Annotated in this window: 18 protein-coding genes; all 18 read left to right on the top strand. The window is 48.4% G+C overall.

From position 1 onward, the window contains the following. Positions 1–25 precede the first annotated feature (25 nt). The 18 genes from Q0V21_RS09215 (at position 26) to Q0V21_RS09130 (ending at position 22781) form a co-directional block, all read left to right on the top strand. Entirely contained in the window at positions 26–2770 is a 2745-nt protein-coding gene (locus tag Q0V21_RS09215; protein ID WP_301878553.1) for a CHASE3 domain-containing protein, read from the top strand. 254 nt (positions 2771–3024) lie between these two features. After that, positions 3025–4647 carry a PucR family transcriptional regulator gene (locus Q0V21_RS09210; protein WP_079344592.1) on the top strand — a complete coding sequence of 541 codons (1623 nt, stop codon included), beginning with the start codon at positions 3025–3027 and terminating at the stop codon, positions 4645–4647. A gap of 255 nt (positions 4648–4902) precedes the next feature. Beyond that, entirely contained in the window at positions 4903–6408 is a 1506-nt protein-coding gene (gene pucL / locus Q0V21_RS09205) for a factor-independent urate hydroxylase (RefSeq protein ID WP_301878551.1), read from the top strand. Then, the gene (gene uraH / locus Q0V21_RS09200) at positions 6405–6785 is read left to right on the top strand and encodes a hydroxyisourate hydrolase (RefSeq protein ID WP_367620520.1); all 381 of its coding nucleotides are present in this window, start codon (positions 6405–6407) and stop codon (positions 6783–6785) included. The genes pucL and uraH overlap by 4 nt, the downstream gene beginning before the upstream one ends. Before the next feature lie 38 nt (positions 6786–6823). Further along, positions 6824–8230 (top strand): allantoinase AllB, encoded by a 1407-nt coding sequence (gene allB / locus Q0V21_RS09195; protein WP_301878549.1) that lies wholly within the window; start codon positions 6824–6826, stop codon positions 8228–8230. Then, complete coding sequence (locus Q0V21_RS09190; RefSeq protein ID WP_301878548.1) at positions 8227–9528, top strand: Zn-dependent hydrolase; 1302 nt, start codon at positions 8227–8229, stop codon at positions 9526–9528. The genes allB and Q0V21_RS09190 overlap by 4 nt, the downstream gene beginning before the upstream one ends. A gap of 6 nt (positions 9529–9534) precedes the next feature. Next, positions 9535–10776: a pyridoxal-phosphate-dependent aminotransferase family protein gene (locus Q0V21_RS09185; RefSeq protein ID WP_301878547.1), complete on the top strand. Its 1242-nt coding sequence runs from the start codon at positions 9535–9537 to the stop codon at positions 10774–10776. Next, positions 10770–12365: a gamma-glutamyltransferase gene (gene ggt, locus Q0V21_RS09180; protein WP_301878546.1), complete on the top strand. Its 1596-nt coding sequence runs from the start codon at positions 10770–10772 to the stop codon at positions 12363–12365. Before Q0V21_RS09185 ends, ggt begins: the two co-directional genes overlap by 7 nt. 91 nt (positions 12366–12456) lie before the next feature. Continuing rightward, positions 12457–13779 carry a 5'-deoxyadenosine deaminase gene (locus tag Q0V21_RS09175; protein WP_301878545.1) on the top strand — a complete coding sequence of 441 codons (1323 nt, stop codon included), beginning with the start codon at positions 12457–12459 and terminating at the stop codon, positions 13777–13779. A gap of 28 nt (positions 13780–13807) precedes the next feature. Further along, entirely contained in the window at positions 13808–14914 is a 1107-nt protein-coding gene (locus tag Q0V21_RS09170; RefSeq protein WP_301878543.1) for an XdhC family protein, read from the top strand. Further along, the gene (locus Q0V21_RS09165) at positions 14880–15524 is read left to right on the top strand and encodes a nucleotidyltransferase family protein (RefSeq protein WP_301878542.1); all 645 of its coding nucleotides are present in this window, start codon (positions 14880–14882) and stop codon (positions 15522–15524) included. Before Q0V21_RS09170 ends, Q0V21_RS09165 begins: the two co-directional genes overlap by 35 nt. A gap of 304 nt (positions 15525–15828) precedes the next feature. Then, positions 15829–16743 (top strand): FAD binding domain-containing protein, encoded by a 915-nt coding sequence (locus Q0V21_RS09160; RefSeq protein ID WP_301878541.1) that lies wholly within the window; start codon positions 15829–15831, stop codon positions 16741–16743. A 69-nt stretch (positions 16744–16812) separates the two neighbouring features. Next, positions 16813–19146 (top strand): xanthine dehydrogenase subunit D, encoded by a 2334-nt coding sequence (gene pucD, locus Q0V21_RS09155; RefSeq protein ID WP_301878540.1) that lies wholly within the window; start codon positions 16813–16815, stop codon positions 19144–19146. After that, positions 19143–19673, top strand: coding sequence for a (2Fe-2S)-binding protein (locus tag Q0V21_RS09150; protein ID WP_301878539.1), 531 nt, complete (start codon positions 19143–19145; stop codon positions 19671–19673). The genes pucD and Q0V21_RS09150 overlap by 4 nt, the downstream gene beginning before the upstream one ends. A gap of 293 nt (positions 19674–19966) precedes the next feature. Further along, the gene (locus tag Q0V21_RS09145; RefSeq protein ID WP_301878538.1) at positions 19967–20323 is read left to right on the top strand and encodes a hypothetical protein; all 357 of its coding nucleotides are present in this window, start codon (positions 19967–19969) and stop codon (positions 20321–20323) included. 336 nt (positions 20324–20659) lie between these two features. Beyond that, positions 20660–21607 carry a helix-turn-helix transcriptional regulator gene (locus Q0V21_RS09140; RefSeq protein ID WP_301878537.1) on the top strand — a complete coding sequence of 316 codons (948 nt, stop codon included), beginning with the start codon at positions 20660–20662 and terminating at the stop codon, positions 21605–21607. A 66-nt stretch (positions 21608–21673) separates the two neighbouring features. Continuing rightward, positions 21674–22246 (top strand): DinB family protein, encoded by a 573-nt coding sequence (locus Q0V21_RS09135; RefSeq protein WP_301878536.1) that lies wholly within the window; start codon positions 21674–21676, stop codon positions 22244–22246. Then, positions 22239–22781, top strand: a complete 543-nt coding sequence (locus Q0V21_RS09130) for an EVE domain-containing protein (RefSeq protein ID WP_443145772.1) — start codon at positions 22239–22241, stop codon at positions 22779–22781. Before Q0V21_RS09135 ends, Q0V21_RS09130 begins: the two co-directional genes overlap by 8 nt. Positions 22782–22786 lie beyond the last annotated feature (5 nt).

The following is a 22786-nucleotide window of genomic DNA, read 5'->3' as shown; positions in this document are numbered from 1 at the left end:
GTTTATTTCATTGGAGGTTTCTGCGTTGTCGAAAAAGAGAAGATTTACGATACGCTCCAAAATCGTCTTGGGCTATCTCGTGGTGGTGCTGTTATTTGGGGCTGTTTTGATGATTCTGTCCGCCCAAATTAATGCCTCGCAGAAGGAAATTGATTTTATCACTCACCACGACCTGGAAGTGCATAACTTGACCAACGCAATTGAAAAAAATGTTCTGAATATGGAAACAGGACAACGGGGATTCATGCTTACTGGTGAAGAAAGTTATTTGGAGCCATACACGCAAGCAATGACCCAGTGGAACTCCAATTATGCTGAACTTTACGAGCTGATCAGCGATAACCCATCCCAGCAGATGAGTCTGGAAAACATCAAAACACATATTAACCGCTGGATTGATGTTGCCGGAGCAGCCTCGGTAGCGCTGAAAAAGCAAGGGAATCAGGAGAAAGTTATTGAATTTTTCCAGTCCGATCCAGGGAAAAGCGAAATTGATTTGTTGAGGTCTCAGTTCCAAACCTTCCGCAACACGGAAATGGGCCTGACAGAAATTCGGGTAAGCGAGCTTGCAGAGCGAAGTTCCACACTGCTGACGATAATGTATACTTTATGGGCTGTCGTAGCCGGACTATCTGTTGCTGCAGCTCTTGTGATTTCGGGCAATATTGTGAAGACCCTGCGTGAAGTTAAACAAACCATCAGCGATATATCTCAAGGTGGCAATCTTACACAGCGTATTGTTGTACGAACACATGATGAAGTCGGTGATTTGGGTCAAGAAACGAATTTATTACTGGACACAGTACAGGAACAGAATCGGCTTAAGGATCGTGTTGCGAGCATAGCTACACTCCTTCAGAACCCAACAAGTCTGGAGGGACTGTCACGGTTGTTCCTCAACCAGGTCGCGATTCTGCTGGAAGCTCCTTATGGCGTGTTATATGCAATGAAAGAGAATCGTCTCATTCGTGTGGCTGCCTATGCAGCAGATGGAGAGAAAGAGCGTTCCCTCGGTAAAGTATCCATTGCACCGGGTGAGGGATTAGTGGGGCAGAGTGCGATTGAGAAGCGAGTTTTGCAGATGAACGACTTGCCGCAAAATTATATTCGCATTTCATCGGGGTTGGGTGATGCTTCAGCTGCATCACTCACGGTAGCTCCAGTCGTATTTGAAGGTAAAACAATAGCTGTCATTGAACTGGCTTCTATGAAGCCGATCCAATCAACGGAGACTAAGCTGCTAACTGAACTAATTGAAATCTTCGGAGTGTCGCTTCATTCCACCGTCACACGGATGGAATTACAGCATTTGTATGATGAGTCCCAGGTACTGAATGAAGAATTGCAGACACAATCGGAGAAGCTCCAGGTACAGACTGAAGAGATGATGTCTCAGACAGAAGAGTTACATATGCAGACAGAAGAACTGCACATGCTGAACGAGCGTTTGGAATTGCAAAAAGATGTGGCTGAGACCTCTGCCAGCGAGCTTGCAGAAGTAGCTGATCAGCTGCGGACAAGTTCTGGTTACAAGTCTGAGTTTCTGGCGAATATGTCACATGAACTGCGTACTCCGCTGAACAGTATGCTGATTCTGTCTGAGATTTTGGCTGAGAACAAGCATCAGCATTTAAATAGTGAAGAACAAAAATATGCTTCGGTGATCCATGCGTCAGGCAAGGATCTGCTCAACCTGATTAACGATATTCTCGATCTTTCCAAAGTGGAAGCCGGGGAGATGGAAGTGGATTTTGATGATGTCTATCTTGGAAGCATGCCCGAAGCGATGAATCAATATTTCCTGAAAACGGCTGAGCAAAAAGGAGTTGATTTCCGGATTCAGCTGCAAAGTCCTTTGCCAGAAACGATTGTTTCCGATGAGATGCGCTTACACCAGATTTTGCGGAATTTACTCTCCAATGCATTCAAGTTTACCAATGAAGGTGAAGTGGCCTTAACGATCTCCAGAGTCGGTCTGCCCAACCCTGAAGAAAACGGGGTAGAGGCTGAAGTCATTGCCTTCTCGGTTAGTGATACCGGAATTGGCATTTCTGAAGACAAGTTGTTGCAGATCTTTGATGCGTTCAAGCAAGCAGATGGAGCCACAGCCCGAAAATACGGTGGAACCGGACTAGGACTGTCGATATCTCAATCCCTTGCCAATCTGCTGGGTGGATCAATCTCGGCAACGAGCCGCGAGGGACAAGGAAGTGTCTTCACCCTATTCCTCCCGCTTAGAAGGGAAGAGCCTGAGGTTATGCAGAACTCCAGATTGTTCTTGAAAGAGGTTGCTGTCACTGTTCCTGAAGTACACAGCACGACAGGAATGAATTCAACAAACGTCGAGATGCTGCTGACTCCACTGGAAAAATCGTTACTAAATGGGCGCCAAGTCCTGGTTGTGGATGATGATATTCGAAATGTATATGCCTTGGCGAATGCCCTTGAGCAATATGGGATGAATGTAATCACCGCACAGAATGGATACGAATGTCTGGAGATGCTGGAACGTGGGGAAGCAAAGCCGGATATTATTATGATGGACATCATGATGCCAGAGCTCGATGGTTATGAAACCACTCGTCAGATCCGGGAGAGATTAAATCTCAAGCAGCTCCCTATTATTGCTCTGACTGCCAAAGCCATGAAAGAGGATCGCGATAAATGTATCGCGGCAGGAGCCTCTGATTATCTTAGTAAACCGCTGAATATGAAAGAGGTACTGTCCCGGATGAAACTGTGGTTGAGTCATGAAACATTGGAAATCTGATCTTTCGTTTGGGAATTCAACATGTATCAACTCTAAAATAAAACCTATGCCAGTTGCGCAACGATTGCTGCAATGATGTCATGGGTTTTATTTTTTTTCATGTAAGCTATTCAATTGAAAATGATGTTATAATACTTAACAACATTCAAGGCGAATTTCAAAAATATGGGGACGAATCAAGAGTTTATCCTTTATTCATGTCCATTCAAGGATTAAAACCGCTTTATGCGTTATATATATGGGAGGTAATGTCCATGCAGCTTACGGTTAAAGAGGCTTTACAGGTATACCCGTTGTCTGAGGCCAGACTGGTTGCAGGTGGGGAAGGGACTTCACGGATGATGAAATCCGTTAATGTCATGGACGCTCCAGATATAGCGGATTGGATTAAATCCGGAGAACTGCTGTTCACAACCGCGTTCATCATGAAAGACAATGAGACCGATGCACTTCGTTTGATGCGCCGTCTGAATGAACGAGGTTGTGCCGGACTCGGCATTAAATTGGGACGTTTCTGGCAGTCCATTCCCCAAGGGATTATTGAAGAAGCGGACCGGCTGCGCCTACCGCTGCTCGAACTGCCATTTCAGTTCACCTTTTCCGACCAGATGAATGCGTTATTCAAGGCAGAACATGAACGCAGCAATCGTTTATTGCATGAAGTGGTGCAGAAACAGAAAAAATTGATGCAGTTTGCACTGCAACAACAACAGCATCGGAATGTATTTGCCGAGCTTGCCACCGTACTGAATTACCCCCTTGCAGTTATTGGCTCCCGTGGACATGTGTTATATGGCAGTGAAGGCATTGCCGGAGACTCGGTAGTGCAGGGCTGGCCCTGGAAATCCGTCATGCACCGGGTGAAATGGAATCAGGGAAGCTGCCACCGGGTACCCATCAAGCAGAATGATGAAGAATACGGATTTTTGCTCGTCTTTACAGACTCGGCGCTGTCACTTAGAGCGGAAGAAGAACTGTTTCAGCAGGCTGCGGATGTCCTGGCATTCTATATGGATATGACCTATCGGGAGCACATTAACCCGACCGTTCAGGATGAGATGCGTACTTTGCTGAGCCAGTATCTGGATAACAAAATGACAGTAGATGAACTAACGAGACTTAGCGAGAATAAAGGTGTTCACCTGTTCCAGGGAACCTATCAATGCGTGTTAATCACTTTGGAGCCGTCTGTTTTTGCAGAAGGGAAGCTGTTGAAGCAGATCCACCGTGAATTGCAGTACAATCCGCTTATGCAATTCACGGCCTCTCAGCATTTTCAGATCGAAGATGGCATATTGTCCATTTACACCTGTCCAACGGGGCGAGATTACGGTGAGGAATTGTCAGCTTTCCTGCTGAGTCGATTCGGAGATGTGCTTGCTGCACAGGAAGCCAAGGGAGAATCCGCACCAAGATTCTGGATCAGTAAAATGAAGCATGAGCCGAAGTCGCTGCGTGAAGCCTATCAGGAATGTCTGGATACCCGCCAACTGGCTCGCCGTTTTGGAATGAAGGATCGGGCTCTCCAGTTCGAGATGCTGGAATTCGCCTATGTATTCCAACATGTACCGGATAACATCATGGAGAATTACTGCAATAAAGTACTTGAACCTTTACTGGCCAGGGATGGCGATCCCAATCAGGTGCTGATGAATACGTTGGAATCTTTTATCGAGAATGATGGACTTATTAACGAAGCTGCCAAGCAACTGTTTGTGCATCGGAACACCGTCACCTATCGGATGGAGAAAGTCGGAAGTTTGCTGCAAATGGACTTTAAGAAGACCAATGATTTGCTGAAATTAAAACTGGTGTTCACCTTCCGCAAGTTTGTGCGGGACAAAACAGCAGCAAGACTTCAGGCGCAGCATCATTAATCTAAAGTTGGGCCATAGAAAAAGCATTGTGCAGCATAACAATGAAGTTGGTTTGTCAGATAAAGCCGTATTTCCCTTGAGGAAGTGCGGTTTTTTGGGTTTTACTGCATTCAATGAATCAAATCCCGTGCATTGCAAACAAATCACATATCTGATGTTATGTTATATTACAAAATTGCGTAAATATTGTTGTCGCAATACAGAGAGACACTTAAAATGAAGAACAATAATCTACTGAAGACCGGAGGTTCTAACATGAGCGACTTCATTAAACTCGTTAACAGCTGGTCTATCACACAGTTCGTACATACGTTTGGCGGACTATTCGAAGAATCACCCTGGGTAGCGGAGCGTTCCTGGCCTTTACGGCCATTTGACTCTTTCGAACAAATGATAAATGTGATGAAGAACGTGGTTCAGACATCCGATGAAAAGATGAAGCTGCAGTTGCTTTGCAATCACCCGGATCTCGGGGCGCGAATCAGTATGAGCAGCAATTCCGTGCAAGAACAAGCTGGTGCAGGGCTTAATTCACTCTTGCCGGAGCAGTATAACGAACTTCGTAAGTTAAATAAAGAATATACAAGCCAATTCGGCTTTCCTTTTATATTAGCCGTGAAAGGCCATACGGCTCAGTCTATCCTGGAGTCCATGCGTAGACGCAATCAGCGTGGCAGGCAGGAAGAATTCCAAACCGCTCTGAAAGAGGTATTCAAGATTGCTTCCATTCGATTGGAGCAGTGGTTGGTACAGATTGGTCATGAACATGAAAGTGAGTTTAAACCATCCGAAGTGAAGCAGCGGACGATGTATTACGGCAAAGGTGATGTATGGGTGTACCGTTCATACGCCAAACCGTTGACGGGCATCCAGCCTATTCCGGAATCTCCATTTACCGGACGCAATAATATCCTGTTCGGTTTGAACATAAAAGTAGCCGTCCAAGGTGACGAATTTCTGCCTTCTTTTATAGAAGGAGATAATTCCCGTGTTGTTGCCACGGATTCAATGAAGAATTTCATTCTAGTACATGCTGCGGATTACACCGGAGCTACAGTGGAGGGCTTCCTCGCTTACGTCAGCCAACGTTTTCTGGAGACCTATCCGCAGATGAGCAAAGTTCAGATGACCGCAGATCAGATCCCTTTTGAGGATGTGCCTGTTCGCAGAGAGGGAAGCCTTCGCGCAAGCGAGCTGGTATTCCGTTATTCCCAGAATGAACGAGCGACGGCTGCCATTGAAGCGCAGCGAAAAGGAAGTCGGATTGAGCTTAGCAATCATTTCAGTGGTGTTGCAGATATCAGACTGATTAAGGTCAAGGGCAGTGAATTTGCCGGTTTTGTCAAGGATGAATACACCACCTTACCAGAGACGTGGGACCGTCCGCTATTCATTTTCCTGAATATCAATTGGCGTTATGAAAATCCGAGAGATGGCATGGATGATCAGCGCGGGCGTTATGTAGCGGCAGAGCAGGTAAGAGATGTAGCTGCTGCAGTGTTCCATACGTGTCGTTCCGCATCCATTCAGCATCTGATTTATCAGATTGGATCAAGGCTCTTGCGTCGATTTGGACAGCTCAATGAAGTTTCATTCGAATCCAACAATCGGACGTGGGAGACGGTGTTGGAGGAAGTAAAAGAAGGAGAGGGCAAAGTATTTACCGAGCCCAGACCCCCTTATGGGTTCCAAGGCTTCTCGATGACAAGGGATGATCTGGCGAATGACATCGGTGGCTCTAAGAAAGAAGGGGAGGCATGATGTCAGTGGCTGGAGGACGGATTACTACGCATGTGCTGGATACTTCCAAGGGCGTTCCGGCTGCAGATGTGCGGGTTGAACTGTATGTACTGCGCAGAGATGGTGAAAAAGAAACCAAAATAAAAGTAGCTGAATCGGTGACCAATGCCGATGGGCGTCTGAATGCGCCATTGCTGGACAGCGGCAGGCTTGAGCAGGCGGTGTATGAGCTTCAGTTCAACGTTGAGGATTATTATGCACAGCGATCTCTTGAGGAACTAGGTCAAGCGTTATGGACAGTTGTGCCGATTCGGTTTGCCGTATCCGATGCTGCAAGCCACTACCACATACCTTTATTGATTGCTCCAGGAGGTTACAGTACATACCGGGGAAGCTGAAATGCATGAATCCGGTACTGATCAGGGAGGGCATCCATATGGCAAAATTAGATACGATCATCCGGGGGGCCCGGGTTGTATTGAGAGATAACGTAGAAGAACTGGATATTGGGATTGCTGGTGAAAAAATAATCGCTTTGTCCCCACAGCTGGTGGGTGATGAAGATACGGAAATGATAGAAGCGGCTGGCCTTACTGTAATGCCAGGGGCAGTGGACATTCATGTTCATTTCAATGAGCCCGGACTCGCGAGTTGGGAGGGGTTCAAGTCGGGATCAGCATCGCTGGCTGCTGGCGGAATTACGACGTATGTTGATATGCCGCTCAATGGTGTCCCCCCAACAATTAGACCGAATGCGTGGGAGATGAAAATGAAAGCAGCCGACGGTCAATCCTATGTTGATTATGCGTTCTGGGGAGGACTTGTTCCCGGTAATCGGGCCGAGCTTGCTCCATTGGCCCATATGGGAGCGGCTGGATTCAAGGCATTTATGTCCGAACCCGGCGGAGAGGGGGAAGACATCTTCACCAGAGCCGATGAGGACACACTCTTGAATGGCATGTACGAGATTGCAAAGCTAAACCGCGTGCTGGCGCTCCATGCCGAAGACGAAGCGATGGTTGCTGAACTTGCGACCAGAAGTATTGCAGCAGGACGAACTGGCCCGATGGATTACGTGCAATCTCGTCCAGCTGAAGCAGAAGTTCGAGCGGTAACCCGAGCGCTGCAATATGGAAAGCAGACCGGATGTGCACTGCATTTTGTTCATATTAGTACACGGGAAGCGCTTGATCTGATAGCAGAGGCGAAACGGCGCGGACAGGATGTAACTTCCGAAACATGTCCGCATTACCTAAGTCTGACTGATGAGGATGTTGTCCGGTTGGGTGCTGTAGCCAAATGTGCGCCACCATTGCGGAGTCAGGCTGAGCAAGATCAGTTATGGGATGCCCTTGCAGCGGGCCTGATAGATGTTATTGCTTCCGACCACTCACCCTGTCCTCCCTCGATGAAACAATCTGATCATTTCTTCGAAATCTGGGGTGGAATCTCCGGGGCGCAAAGTACGCTGCTGCTTATGCTGGAGGAAGGACATCTTCGGCGAAATATAGCCCTTCCGTTACTTGGAAGAGTTCTGGCTCTGCAGCCTGCCAGAAGGCTTGGGCTGGAGAGTAAAGGTGAAATTGCCATCGGCAAGGATGCGGATCTGGTACTTATTGATTGGGAGAAGACTACAACCCTGAATACGGATGACCTGCTCTACACCCATAAACAGAGTCCTTATGTGGGACGCACGTTTTCTTCCTGCATTGCAGATGTGTTCTGCCGGGGTGAGCGAGTATACAGTTCAAAAACAGGATTATCCGATCCACCTGTAGGACGGTTTGTCCGTGGCAACTCATCTGTTCCAGCTGGTATTGAAGGAACGGAGGGGTTATCATGACGGACTTTGAAATGCACACGCCGTCTGGTACGGAATGTGCCATCCAGCCTTTGCCGGAATTGGAGCAGGTGAAGATGCAAAGCATGCTGGACTGGTTGTCCGCATATGGTGCTGATTCCCAGGGAGGAGTTACACGTCTGTTGTATGACAAAGCATGGTGTGAAGCGCAGCATGCGCTTGCGGCAAAAATGAAACAGAAAGGGTTGGCTCCCGAATTCGATCAATCTGGCAACCTGTATGGCACATTGAAGGGAACAGGTTCATTAACAGCAATGGAAGATGCGCCAATTGTTACAGGGTCACATATCGATACTGTCGTACATGGCGGAAAGTATGATGGTGCTTATGGCGTAGCTGCGGGAGTTCTTGCACTGGAGTATCTGCAAAACCATTTCGGTGCCCCGAAACGAACACTTCAGGTGGTCTCGCTCTGTGAAGAAGAAGGCAGCCGATTTCCGTTTGCTTATTGGGGATCGCGAAGTATAACGGGCGACTCCGTTTTGGAAGATGTCCAGCATTTGAAGGATCAAGAGGGCATCACCTTTGCACAGGCGATGCGTGATGCAGGCTTTGGACCAGATAGTTGTTATAGAGCGGCTTCACACACGTACGGTGCCTTTATTGAACTTCACGTTGAGCAAGGCCAAGTCCTTGAACGATTGGGCCACTCGATTGGTATTGTATCCGATATTGTAGGTCAGAAACGCTTTAGCATTACGGTAAGTGGTGAGGCCAATCATGCCGGAACTACACCAATGCTCTGGCGCAAGGATGCACTTGCAGGTGCAGCCGAGATGATTACAGCTGTAAGAAGTATCGCGCTGGAAGCAGGAGAACCGCTTGTAGCCACCGTGGGACGAGTAATCGCAGAACCGGGTGTCGGCAACGTTGTTGCTTCACGAGCTGTATTCTCACTGGATATCCGGCACATCAGGCAAGAGAGCATTGACCGATGCTGGCAGGATATGCTTCAGGCATTTAGCCGCATCGCAGCCGAGCAGCAGCTCGGACTGAACTGGGAAGAACACTTATCAGTAACGCCTATTCCGATGAACGAACAGATTACTGCAGACATTCGTACTATCTGTGAAGTGGAGCAGCTGTCCTATATACACATGCCAAGCGGCGCAGGACATGATTCGCAGATCTTTCAGCCGGCTTGCCCAACAGCGATGGTCTTTGTGCCCAGCCAAGATGGCATTAGCCATAATCCCCTTGAATATACAGCTGAAGAGGACCTGATGAGAGGCTTCCGGGTCCTGGTGCAGCTACTCTATAAATACGGTTACGGGAGTTGAGTGAAGATGTCCAACTATAAAGAATTGTCCCCTTCCTTGCGGACGATCATGACACCGGGGCCAGTTGAAGTCGACCCAAGAGTTCTGAGGGCATTATCCTTCCCGATCCTGGGGCAGTTTGATCCGGAGTTCACTTCCCTGATGAATGAGACGATGGCGATGCTGCGTGAACTATACATGACAGATAATGAGTGGTCTTATCCAGTAGATGGTACATCCCGCTCAGGTATTGAAGCCGTGCTGGTCAGTCTGATCCAGCCAGGGGACAAGGTGCTGGTCCCGATCTATGGACGCTTCGGGCATTTACTTGTGGAAATATCGGAACGTTGTGGTGCCGAAGTTATTTTTTTTGAAACAGAATGGGGAAAGGTATTTGATCCGGAAGAGGTAATGAAGGCGATCCATGCACATAAGCCAAGTCTGGTCGCGATGGTTCATGGCGAGACATCAACCGGTCAAATGCAGCCTCTCGCCGAGATTGGCAAAGCCTGTCGTGAACTCGATATTTTACTCGTTGTAGATGCAGTTGCTACCATTGGCGGTACACCGGTCAAGACAGATGCATGGCATCTGGATGCAGTGATGGGCGGAACACAGAAGTGTCTGTCCGTTCCATCCGGGATGGCGCCTTTAACGTATAACAGCCGTGTGGAGAAGAAACTCATGAGCCGTAAAACGGTTGAGCGCGGACTGCGGGATGCAACTAGTGCTCGGGCTGAAGGTCGCACGATTGCCAGTAACTATTTTGACCTGAGCCAATTGCAGGATTACTGGAGCTCAGCACGATTGAATCATCATACAGAAGCCACCTCCATGCTTTACGGACTTCACGAAGGATTGCGTATTCTGCTTCAGGAAGGGCTGGAGACCCGTTTCCAGAGACATCGGATCAATGAACGAGCGTTGGTTGCAGGGATTCAGGGAATGGGGCTCAAACTGTATGGGGATATGTCCAGTAAACTTCCGGTGGTCACTTGTATTGAAATTCCAGACAGTGTGGATGGAGAATCGGTTCGCAGCATGCTTCTGAATGATTTTAGTATTGAGATAGCTAGTTCATTCGGACCGTTGAAGGGCAAAATCTGGCGTATCGGTACGATGGGATTCAGCTGCCAGCGCAAAAATGTACTGCATGTACTAGGTGCACTGGAAGCAGTGCTATTGCGTCATCGTCACGCCTTGCCGGCAGGGGATGCGGTACAGGCAGCGCTGGATGTATATGCCTGGAAGGAGGAGGCCTTATGCTGAATCAAATGCCGATAACCCGAGAGGTGATGGTCACCTCCCCGCATTATTTGGCGAGCGCGGTGGGCAGCTCAATCCTACAGCAGGGAGGTAACGCTTATGATGCTGCTGTTGCTGTAAGTGCCGCATTAGGCGTAGTCTACCCGCACATGACAGGACTTGGCGGAGATGCGTTTTTTCTGATCCACGACGGAGCAAGTGGTGATATAACTTCCTACAACGGAAGCGGCCGTTCCGCAGCAGGCATTCATGCTGATACGTTCAAAGCGATGGGGATGAGCACCATTCCTCAACGAGGCGTGCTCAGTGCCATTACCGTTCCGGGAATGGTGGATGCATGGTGGGAGGTCTGGTCCCGCTACGGGAAGTTGAAGTGGGAGCAGCTGCTTGAACCAGCTGCGCAGTATGCGGAAAAGGGATGTCCTGTATCCCGGAATCTGCGCCTGTGGCTGGAACGTGATGAGGATTTCATTATGGGGCATACGCCGCTTCGAGCGGTATTTGCCCCTTTTGGTACACTTTTGCAGGAAGGCGATCTGCTCTTGCAGCCTGAGCTGGCCGCCTCCATTCGCCTGATTCAGGCAGGTGGACGCGATGTTTTTTATACCGGGGACTTGGCGGAGCAGCTAACTTCGGCTATTCGTGAAGATGGCGGCATGCTTGCCCCAGCGGATTTCGCTGCTCACAAGGGAGAGTGGGTGAAGCCAATCACTACCGATTACCGTGGCTATCAAGTTCATCAGATGCCGCCCAATTCACAGGGCTTCTCGATGCTAATGATGTTGAATATGCTGGAACATATTGATCTATCTTCCGTGGCGCGCACGTCCCCCGAGTTTTATCACCTGATGGCTGAAGTGGTCAAAAAAGCTTTTCGTGACCGTGATCGTTATCTCACAGACCCGGAGTTCAGGGATATTCCGGTGAAGGATCTGTTATCCAAGGTTTATGGAGATGAATTGTGGAACGAGATTCAGTCCGCTCCCCCTGTGGCGCAGCCTTTTCTGTCCAAAACGATGGGTCAGGATACGGCATATGCGGCGATTGTGGACAATGAAGGCAATGCTGTTTCGTTTATTCAAAGCCTGTATTTTGATTTTGGGGCTGCCTATGTGCCTGGGGATACTGGGGTGATTATGCAGAACCGGGGGTCCTTTTTCTCGCTTGATCCAATGGATCCCAATGTGCTGGAGCCGAATAAACGCTCTTTTCACACGTTAATGCCTGGTCTTGTCACACGTAATGGAAAGCCTTATATGCTTGTTGGCACTCAAGGCGGTGAGGGCCAGCCTCAGACACAGTTATCGGTTCTTACGGGCGTGTTGGATTATGGACTGACCATTCAGGAAGCGATTGCTCTCCCACGTTGGGTGTACGGACGCACCTGGGGCGAGGAAGGCGACACGATGCGAGTGGAGAACCGCTATCATGACGACGTATGTATCACCTTAGCACAATGGGGGCATAACGTCGAATCCAGAGCGCCGTGGGACGGGATCATGGGACAGTCGCAGGGCATCGTCATCCGTGAAGACGGCATGATCAGCGGCGCAGCAGACCCCAGAGGAGATGGCATGGCTATCGGCTGGTAACGTTCCTGAGGGAGTGTGAAGAGAAACTTTAATGTGCGGATCGTCGAAATAATAAAATGTACGCAGATAGATACGGATAGGGGAGATTATCATGGGAACAATCCTGCTGAAAGGCGCTCAGCTCGTCACAATGAATGCAGAAGAGGATGTATTTACGGGAGATCTGCTGATCGAGGACAACAAAATTAAAGAGATCGCAGAGCATATTGATGTTCAGGCAGATCAGGTCATTGATGCTCAGGGCAAAGTGCTGCTTCCAGGATTTATCCAGACACATATTCATCTATGTCAGACTTTGTTCCGCGGACGTGCGGATGACCTGGAGCTGATGGATTGGCTTCGTCAACGCATCTGGCCGCTTGAGGCAGCGCATGATGAGGAATCTGTCTATTACTCTGCGATGCTCGGCTTGGGTGAATTGATCTCCAGCGGTACAACAACCATTCTGGATATGGAGACGGTGCATCATACCGATTCGGCTTTTCAGGCGATGGCACAGAGCGGCATTCGGGTGATTTCCGGCAAAGTAATGATGGATCATGGGGATGAAGTTCCTGAACCGCTGCGAGAAAATACAGCTACTTCGCTGCAGCAGAGTGTGGACTTGCTGGAGAAATGGAACGGATTCGGCGGTGGCCGCATTCAGTATGCATTTTGTCCACGCTTCGTCGTCTCGTGCACCGAGGAATTATTGGTTGAGGTACGCGACCTGTCGAATAAATACCATGTGAAAGTGCACACCCATGCCTCCGAAAACCGTGGCGAAATCGAATTGGTTGAACACGAACGCGGCATGCGCAACATCGTCTATCTGGATCATATTGGCTTGGCTACCCCGAGACTTGTGCTTGCACACTGTGTGTGGCTGAGTGAGGAAGAGAAGGAGATTATTCGCAAACGCGGCGTGAAAGTCACCCACTGTCCTGGGTCAAATATGAAACTTTCCTCGGGTATAGCAGATATTCCTGATCTGCTGAATCGCCAGATTGCGGTAGGAATAGGTGCCGATGGTGCGCCATGTAACAACAACCTCGATATGTTTCAGGAAATGCGCCTGACCGCGCTTATTCAAAAGGTACCTCATGGCCCAACAGTGATGGATGCCCGGACGGTGCTGCGCATGGCTACAATGGGTGGAGCAGAAGTACTCGGTATGTCCAAGGAGATCGGCAGTCTTGAAATAGGTAAAAAGGCAGATATGCTGCTGCTGGATTTGGATGATTTCCACACGTATCCTTCCTATGAGACCGATGTGTACTCCCGTGTAGTCTATTCCGCAACTCGCAGCTGTGTGGATACCGTTATTATTGATGGAAGCATCGTGCTCAAAAACCGGAAGATTCAAACGATTGATCGTGGCATCGTGCTTCGTGAATCGGATAAAAGTATTGCAAGATTGATGAAACGCATCTAATTAAATCCCTGAAAGGATGGAGACATTCATGGAAATGCATGATCTGTGTGCAATTGCAGCGCGTGAACCGCGTTGTGTACTCGCAACAGCGGTTAAGGTAGAAGGTCATGCTTACCGTAAGCAGGGAGTCTCTATGCTTTTAACCGAAGAAGGTACATTGTATGGCAGCATCAGTCCGGGTTGTCTGGAGAGTGATCTGCAGGACAGGGTGGTCCGTGTGCTGAATTCGCAGCAGTTGGAATTCGTGGAGTATGATATGCGTCCCGAAGATGATCTGTCCTGGGGGGAAACGATTGGATGCGGCGGGTTAATTATAGTGCTTATAGAGCCGGTATGTGGTGAACTTAGGTCGATCTTGTCCCATATGCATACGTATTTTCAATCTGGATCAGTTGTGGAGCTAACCCGTTCATTCTACAATCATTATTCGCGGATTCGTTATGAGATAAAGCTCGCTGAGGATGCAGAACGCCAGACCGTATTACGCCATTCCTTGGTCGCTATTCATCCATCTGAATCTGCTATTGTTGCATCTGTTTCTGGAGAGAATGTGCCTCCGAGAGAGAGTTTATCAGAGGCTAATCGCTGGGGTATCCCACAACAGATCTCTGCCCAATTTGCACCCAAACCCCGTCTGATTATTATTGGAGCCGGAAACGATGTGATTCCTGTCGCCCGTCTGGGCAAATCAACAGGATTTCGTGTGGTGGTGGCTGATTGGCGAGAAAGCTTGTGTACTGCTGAACGGTTTCCGGATGTTGAGCTTGTCTGCGGTTTTCCTCATGAGGTTATGCCTGTACTGGATATCCAAAGTGGGGATTATATCCTATTGATGAGTCATCAATTTCCGAGAGAACGGGAATTTCTTGAATTACTTGAGGGTCGGAGTTATGCCTATCTTGGCATTATGGGCTCCAGAACGCGGACAGCACGTTTGCTGAATGATCTCCCTCCACTAAAACATCTGCATTCACCTGTCGGCTTGACCATTGGTGCCGATGGGCCGGAAGAGATCGCGATCAGTATCGCAGCAGAACTTATTGCCTGTAAACGTGCGGCGGCGGCTGCAGAGCGTCGCAATGTACAGAGGGGGATTAGGCATGCGACTGACGGGCATCGTGCTAGCGGCGGGTAAGAGCAGCCGACTGGGGAGGGATAAACTGTCTATTGTCATGCCTGATGGAAGATGTTTGGCGGCATGGACCCTGGAAGCTGCCTTGAATTCCGATTTGGAGCAGGTCATCTGTGTGGTCAAACCTGAGGATTCATTGGCATGGATCCCGTCCGTATGGCTTCATGGGGCATCCTATGGCGGTACTCCAGGTACGGGGAATAGGCTTCAGATTGCAATCTGTACAGATTATGCATACGGTATGGCCATGTCCCTTCACTGTGGCATTCTATCTGCAATGGCATACAGACCAGAAGGTGTGATGATGATTTTGGCGGATCAACCGCTGTTGCAGGCACAGGATATAAACAGGGTTGCTGAGGTGTTAACCGCCAACAAGCTGTGTGATTATGCAGCAGCTACGGATGGTGGTGGAGGCAAGCCTCCGGTAGCCTTTCGTGTGCATATGCTAGGGGCTCTTTTGTCGCTCAGTGGGGATGAGGGAGCACGAAAAATCATGCGCAATGGCAAATATGCGGGCAAGCATGTATCGTTATCTGATTTTAGCTTCTGGGATGCAGATACCGAACCAGAGCTGGAGCGCATTTTGGAATATGTGAATGGGATAAGATGAGTGGAGATTACGGCAGAAGGAGCGGTTCCTAGTGTATTATTTCTTGAAGTAATGAGGTCAGCCAGACCATCTGGTTGGCCTCTTTATTATTTTTATCCGGTTAGTTATGAATTGGCTTGTGTTAGCTTTCGAGAGTAAACCATGCATCAGGCACAAATCAAACAATGGATTTATACATTTATCCAAAATGATGTAAAGATAATTGACCTTATGGTTGCAGTCCCATATGATTTGAAGAATTATTTGGATCATTCGGTCGTATCCAACACCCCGCAGATTCTAGGTAGAGAAGGGAGATGGAAGGATGGTTATGCCGGCATACGGGTCTGGAGCGCAGCCAACGGTTTGGCAGCCAATTAGTCTGGACGAACTTCAATCTTTAAAGAGTGAGCTGTCAGGAAAGTATTGTTTTGCAGCAGGGGCGACATTATTGCGTACTCAGTGGGAAGGCGGACTTATTCCTGTACCTGAGCACATGATAAGCCTAGCTCGAATTCCAGGTGTGAGCGGCGTATATGTGGATGGAGATAACCTGGTCATTGGAGCACTGACGCGATTGAATCAATGTGCTACAGACATTCATCTGCAACAACTGCCCCTAGTACAGTCTGCAATGAATTCCATAGCAGCTCCCTCTATTCGCAACTTGGCGACGATTGGCGGAAACATTGTATCCGGAGTGGGGGACGCCATCCCTGCACTCCTCGTATACGATGCACAGTTATATTGGATGACGGACCATGGTATGGAGATGCACAGTCTTTCATCCTGGTTGAATGGTGGCCGTGACGGTAGTCGCAACCCGAATGATGTGTTAATCGCCATTCATATTCCAATGAAAGATATACCTTCCCCTGATAGCATTAGTGAACCGATGTGTGGAGCGCGTGAGATTTCATTTTACCGCAAGCTGGGTCGACGGGAGACCTTTACAGCATCACTGGTGACGATTGCATTTCACGGAGAAGTGGGCACAGATGGCCGCTGGAATAAGATCGCGATCGCTGCAGGTGGAGGTTCAGGTACGGCCATGCGGCTTCCCGAATCAGAAAAGCTGCTTCTTGGCAGCGAGGTTTCTATCATGCAGGCTCAAGCTCTGGCTGCCGCAGTCGTGCCGGAATTCGTAACTTATCGTGATGCATTCGCTACAGAACAGTACCGTAAGCAGACAGCAGGTAATATGCTCGGTGCCGGACTCTGGGAAGCTCTTCGCTCATAGGAGAAAAAACAATTTGAAGAAGCGAAGCGTGAACCTAACCGCTTTCTGAAGAAAAAGGGGAGAGAGATCATGCTCTTGAATCGGGAGAGTAGTGGAAAACGCTGGCATCTGCGGCCAGATGGGGTTGGCAAAGTGACAGGACAGCTTCAATATCTGACAGACATGACGCTGCCTGGTATGTTACACGGAAGGGTCCTTCGAAGCGCCTACCCCTATGCCCGCATATTGTCTATTGATATTACGGGAGCTGCGGCTATGGAGGGTGTATTTGCCGTACTTACCTCCAAAGATGTACCCGGCTTGAACCGTTTCGGCATTGCCACTCCGGATCAGCCTGTATTTTGCGAGAATGTCGTTCGTTATGTCGGAGATGCCATTGCCGCAGTTGCTGCGGATTCCCCGGAACGTGCAGCACTCGCTTTGGAGGCAATCCGGGTAGAGTATGAGGAATGGACTCCGCTGGACAGCCCCGAGGCTGCACTGGCATCTGGTGCTCCAGAGCTCCATGAACATGGCCCCGGCAACGTACTGCACCGTACCGAAATCAAGCGAGGTCATGTGGATGAGGGGTTTGCTGCATGCGAACATATCGTGAGTGAAACGTATTATACCCCTCGCCAGATGCATGCGTATATGGAGACTGAAGGCGGGTTGTTTGTGCCTGATGAAAGTGGGAGACTTCATGTCTATGCAGCTACACAGCATGGTTACAAGGATAGAATGCAGCTTGCCCGAATCATCGGTTGTCCCGAAGAGAATATTCGGGTTGTCTCGTCTCCGATTGGCGGTTCCTTTGGTGGAAAAGATGAGCTGAATGTGCAGCCGTATGGTGCACTTCTTGCTTTACGAAGCGGACGTCCCGTGAAAATGCACAACTCCCGCAAAGAATCTGTACGTGCAGGCCTGAAACGGCATCCGATGAAAATTGAAATGCAGACAGGTATCAGCCGTGAAGGCATGATTCAGGCTCACCGTGTCCGGATTACCGCAGACACGGGGGCATACGCCACGCTGGGAGCACCTGTCCTGAATTTCTGCACAGAGCATTGTCTTGGACCATATTCCATTCCCCATGTGGATGTGGAAGGTGTATCGGTGTATACAAATAATGGGGTGTCGGGAGAGTTTCGCGGATTTGGTGGTAATCAAGCGATCTTTGCAATGGAGGGGCAGATGGATCGACTCGCCGAGATTATGGATATGGACCCCTGGGAGTTTCGGAGACGCAACATGAGGGAAAAGACCGATCCTGGACCGTTGAATCAACGGATTCTGGTCACGGGTGGACTGTCGCAAGTTTGGGAGGCAGTGGACCGTTCTGAGTTATGGCAGAAACATAAACATCCCCCGGCAGATCTTGCTCTGCCTCCCTGGATCAAACGTGGTGTGGGTGCAGCCATCGCGATGCACGGGGCAGGTCTGGGTTATGGCATTCCCGATCCGGCCGGGGGCCGGCTGTCCCTGAATGCCGATGGTAAAATTGAAGTGGCTTTTAGTTACGAAGAATTCGGTCAGGGACTGATTGCCACTCTTGAAATGATGCTTTACGATCTGTTCCAGTGCTCCACATCCGATCTGAGCATCATCATTGGGGATACGGATCGAGTTCCGCACAGTGGTTCAAGTACCGCTTCGCGTTCAACAACGATGGCCTGGATGGCTCTTCAGCGATTAAAGGGTCCTTTTCGTTCAAAAATTTTGTCGGTAGCCTCTACCTTGTCAGGAATTCCGGTTGACGAACTGATTACTGGAATAGGGGGAGTATGGCGCAAGGGACAGCTTCCTCCAGAACGTACAGCGAATGATACGACGCTTGATACCAGAGTTGTTATTTCTTACGTAGATTTGGCGAAGCATGGAGAAGCGGAAGAATGGACTTTTGATACTCATTTCGAATATCCGACCACGCCGGACAATGTTGTGGGCGGGCATTATCTATACACGTATGCAGCAGTAGCCGCAGAGGTGGAGGTAAACACGCTCACCGGGGAAGCCAAATTGCTGGATACAAGGCATGTAGTGGCGGCTGGACCTGTCATCAATCCAATGGGATTCATCGGACAGATCGAAGGCGGAAGTGTAATGGCTCTTGGTTTTACATTGACCGAAGACGCCGTTATGCAGGACAGCCGCTATATGACAACCAATCTGGACACCTACCTGATTCCGACGATTCGAGATATTCACAAGAACCTGGACGTTGAGGCCATTGAAGATCTACCCGAGGGTGATCAGTTTGGACCGCGGGGGATTGGCGAGATCGGTTCGGTGGCGCTTGCTCCAGCCATAACTGCTGCAATTCATCAGGCTACAGGGGTGTGGGTTAATCGTTTGCCTGTTCCGAGAGATCAATTGATCCAACCATTGGACGTACCGCTTCGGGAAGGAGTGATTCCATCATGACTGAGCCGTTGGACAATTTCTGGACAGCCGTTGTGAATGGGGAAGAGAAGCCATTGCAGATCGCCCAAACAACCCGCCTTGTGGATATACTGCGCTCGCATTTGAATCTGACCGGAACAAAGGTTTCCTGCGAAGTAGGCCGCTGCGGTGCATGTATGGTGCTAATGGATGGAGAGCCGGTCAATTCGTGTCTCGTTATGGCTTATCAATGTATTGGCAGCGAGATCATAACAATAGAAGGGTTACATGGTGAAAAGGAAGGCGAGCTGCATCCGATTCAACAGGCTTTTGTCGAGGAAGGTGGCTTCCAATGCGGGTATTGTACTCCCGGAATGGTGATTTCCACCAAGGCGCTCCTGGACCGCTATCCGCAGCCTAGTCAGGAACAGATTGAAACGGGTTTATGCGGCAATCTGTGCCGCTGCACCGGATATGGAGGAATACTTCGTGCGGTAAGAACTGCACGAGAAACCTGTTTATCAACATCCTTTTTAACAACGGAAGAGAAGAAAGTGAATGACCTGTAATTGAAAAACGGAATTAAAGAAGACCGGGCGAAGGAGGGCATATCTCCTCCTTCGCTCGGTCTTTATTGTTAACGATTAATATTTGATAATGTACCATCCGCCCCAAGTGGAATAATTAAGGCCATTTCCATAATTACGATCAGCTGATTTATGTCCAGAATACGTGGATGTGTTTAAGATGATTCCAAAAAAATGTAATATAAGGTAATTATGTTTTGGTACAATGTTGAAGAAAGCAAGATATTTATTACAAATAATTCCAATATCTTTTTTTGTTTTAAGGAGGAACAATAATGAAAAAACTTATTCCTAGAAAACTCAGTTTAGTATTGTTGCTTTTGGTTGCGTTTTGTTCAGGATGTCAGGCAAATAATGATCATGAGGAGTCGGGTTCATCCATTCCCTTAAAAGAACTGAATACTCTGGCTGAGAAAGGAGACAGCCTGACATGGAATGATTTTGCAGCGTACCCTTATGAAGATGAAGGATCGGGATTATATATTCGAAAATACAACATAGAAGGCTGTCATCAATTGATGATTAGCGGTAAAAGTCTGGACAATAAGCCAGACCATATTTATGTGGTGAATAAAGGTGGGGAAAAAATCGACCTTTTAAAAGAAAATATCAAAAAATTGAACTTAAAATAACGTAATTATTATTATGTAAATTCATTATTTTCGATGACCTCCATAAGCTGTAACTTATTGCTTGCTAACTATCTCTAAGTGGCGGATAGAACAATGTGATGGCAGTGGGGGGGACTAAGATTGTATCTGAATTTCTGTATCATAAAAATTTTTATAGACCAACTTACGCTCTGCGGGTTGGTCTTTGTTGTTCAATGAAACATCTTACGAAAATAGGTCAACTCGGGCACAGTGAGGACTTGTCAGTCCGTATGCTTTTCATTTGTCCATATGTTACTTATAATAAATGTCCAATGAAGAGGGTGTAATTGATATTACACACAAGGAGGTGTGTTCTTGAACAAATCAGATCGTATGCTGGCCATCGTTCTTGAGCTGCAGCGTGGGAAGGTGCAACGAGCGGAAGATTTAGCCCTCTTGTTTGAAACTAGTGTTCGTACCATATACAGGGACATTCAGGCGTTATGTGAGGCAGGTGTTCCTATAGTGGGAGAACCCGGAGTAGGATATTCTCTTATGGAAGGATACTTTTTGCCTCCGGTCAGCTTGACCGCTGAAGAAGCGGTAACTCTTCTGATCGGACTTGATTTTGTTGAGCAGCGCTTCGATAGCTATTACAAGAGCACATCCCTCACATCCCGCTCCAAAATTGAGGCCATCCTGCCCGGCCCTCTTCGAGAAGAGGTTGGACAAATACGACAGGGTATCCGTCTACTTCGTTCAGCGGACAGTGATGCACGCGAGCGTGAAATCGAACATATGGGTGTCATCCGAACCGCAATGCAGCATAAGCTCAAAATCCGCTTTCATTATCATAAGCCTGGAACGGTTAATGAGAGCGTGCAAAAGACGGCTCGTATGTCTTCCCCTTACGGGATGCTTTGGATGCAAGGCTCATGGATGCTGATTGCCCGATGCGATTTGCGACAAGAGATTCGTCATTTTCGTATATCCCGCATGAGCGATCTGGAGATCAGCACTGATCCGTTCGAACTTCCTTCGGGTTTTGATATTCATAGCTACTCACCACCTGACAATCGTGATGTTCATGTCCGTGTATGGTTTCATGGTCGAATTGCAGACAGGGTGATTGAAGCGAACAATTTCTACATGGAGAAAGCAGATCTGCAATCCGATGGATTATATGCAGATTTTCGTGTAAGGCATCCAGAAGACGTTCTGCATTGGATACTTGGCTGGGGAGCGTCAGCTATGGTTTTGGAGCCCGAATCGTTGAGGATACGTATTCGCGAGGAAGCAAGCAATCTTCTTAAACACTACTGACATAACGCTGTCAGTAGTGTTTGTGTATGATCGGTTTATAACCGATTGAAGGAGCTGTTTATTTGTATGAATACGCCAAGAACAACGAACAAAGGTGAGATTCGACGTCATTTTGAGATGACGCTGGAACGTTATTTACAAGAACTGGATAAGATGAGTGATGCTCAGTTAAGATACAAACCCAGTGATATGGAGTGGTCGGTCGGCCAGATGTACCAGCATTTAATTCAGTCTGCGATGAAAATGCATTTAGCCAATGTTCGAACTTGTATAAGTGCAGACGAGGACGCTGATAAGAAGAAAAACCAGGGCAAAACAGAAGCAGGCGAAGCTGTTTTTGCACAAGCGAGTTTTCCGCCGATCCGTATTCACGTCCCGGCTTCTCCGGAGTATACTCCGCTTCAACCGGATGGAAGAGAATCAATAATTCAAGGGTTGGTTGAAGTAAGGGATGAAATGCGGAAAATGGACCTGCTGCTGGAAGGAAAAACATCGGAATGTACGCTGCCACATCCAAGATTCGGCGGTTTGAATGCAGACGATTGGTTTATATTGGTCGAGATGCATTATCGTCATCATTTTTTGCAGCTTGAACGTCTGAAGACAGCATGGGAAGAGCGGGAGCAGAGGGATGAATGAACTGGAAAAACATAATTTGATGATCACCAGTAAAGAAATAAAGCAGATTTATACGAGTGAACTGGCTTCTCAGTTAGAGGTCGAGGCGAAATCTGAACAAGGAAACCGCTACTGGATCGGCGTTGTGTCAGCCTCTCATGTGGAGAAAGGCGTAGAAGGTGGCTTTGCTCAGCTCTGTCACGGCAAGGCAGCACCTCTGCGTAGAATGAATGCAGGCGACTGGCTGATCTATTATTCGCCTCGAACAAGCTTGCATGGGGGCAAAGTGCTTCAAGCATTTACCGCCATAGGACGTGTAGCAGACAATCAGGTGTACACCTACCGCATGTCGGATTCCTTTGTGCCATATCGGAGGAATGTCCAGTATTATCCTTGTCAGCAGGTGAAGATCGCTGATCTGCTGGACCAACTGATCCTTACTCGAGGACAGGCACGTTGGGGATATCATTTTAGATATGGGCATTTGCAGATTCAAAGAGAGGATTTCCTGAAAATTGCAGTTGCCATGTTGGGGACTGAGATAGAAAGCTCCTAACCTGC

It is taken from the genome of Paenibacillus sp. 11B (genome assembly GCF_030487755.1).
GTDB classification, from domain to species: Bacteria; Bacillota; Bacilli; order Paenibacillales; family Paenibacillaceae; genus Paenibacillus; species Paenibacillus vandeheii.
The sequence above is the reverse complement of the archived record's forward strand: the minus strand, read 5'-3'. Positions and strand labels throughout refer to the sequence as shown.

What these genes read in the sequence shown, in the direction of transcription:
- Q0V21_RS09210 (WP_079344592.1), top strand. Translation starts at nt 3,025, where the DNA reads ATGCAGCTTACGGTTAAAGAGGCTTTACAGGTATACCCGTTGTCTGAG.
- pucL (WP_301878551.1), top strand. Translation starts at nt 4,903, where the DNA reads ATGAGCGACTTCATTAAACTCGTTAACAGCTGGTCTATCACACAGTTC.
- uraH (WP_367620520.1), top strand. Translation starts at nt 6,405, where the DNA reads ATGATGTCAGTGGCTGGAGGACGGATTACTACGCATGTGCTGGATACT.
- allB (WP_301878549.1), top strand. Translation starts at nt 6,824, where the DNA reads ATGGCAAAATTAGATACGATCATCCGGGGGGCCCGGGTTGTATTGAGA.
- Q0V21_RS09190 (WP_301878548.1), top strand. Translation starts at nt 8,227, where the DNA reads ATGACGGACTTTGAAATGCACACGCCGTCTGGTACGGAATGTGCCATC.
- Q0V21_RS09185 (WP_301878547.1), top strand. Translation starts at nt 9,535, where the DNA reads ATGTCCAACTATAAAGAATTGTCCCCTTCCTTGCGGACGATCATGACA.
- ggt (WP_301878546.1), top strand. Translation starts at nt 10,770, where the DNA reads ATGCTGAATCAAATGCCGATAACCCGAGAGGTGATGGTCACCTCCCCG.
- Q0V21_RS09175 (WP_301878545.1), top strand. Translation starts at nt 12,457, where the DNA reads ATGGGAACAATCCTGCTGAAAGGCGCTCAGCTCGTCACAATGAATGCA.
- Q0V21_RS09170 (WP_301878543.1), top strand. Translation starts at nt 13,808, where the DNA reads ATGGAAATGCATGATCTGTGTGCAATTGCAGCGCGTGAACCGCGTTGT.
- Q0V21_RS09165 (WP_301878542.1), top strand. Translation starts at nt 14,880, where the DNA reads ATGCGACTGACGGGCATCGTGCTAGCGGCGGGTAAGAGCAGCCGACTG.
- Q0V21_RS09160 (WP_301878541.1), top strand. Translation starts at nt 15,829, where the DNA reads ATGGTTATGCCGGCATACGGGTCTGGAGCGCAGCCAACGGTTTGGCAG.
- pucD (WP_301878540.1), top strand. Translation starts at nt 16,813, where the DNA reads ATGCTCTTGAATCGGGAGAGTAGTGGAAAACGCTGGCATCTGCGGCCA.
- Q0V21_RS09150 (WP_301878539.1), top strand. Translation starts at nt 19,143, where the DNA reads ATGACTGAGCCGTTGGACAATTTCTGGACAGCCGTTGTGAATGGGGAA.
- Q0V21_RS09145 (WP_301878538.1), top strand. Translation starts at nt 19,967, where the DNA reads ATGAAAAAACTTATTCCTAGAAAACTCAGTTTAGTATTGTTGCTTTTG.
- Q0V21_RS09135 (WP_301878536.1), top strand. Translation starts at nt 21,674, where the DNA reads ATGAATACGCCAAGAACAACGAACAAAGGTGAGATTCGACGTCATTTT.
- Q0V21_RS09130 (WP_443145772.1), top strand. Translation starts at nt 22,239, where the DNA reads ATGAATGAACTGGAAAAACATAATTTGATGATCACCAGTAAAGAAATA.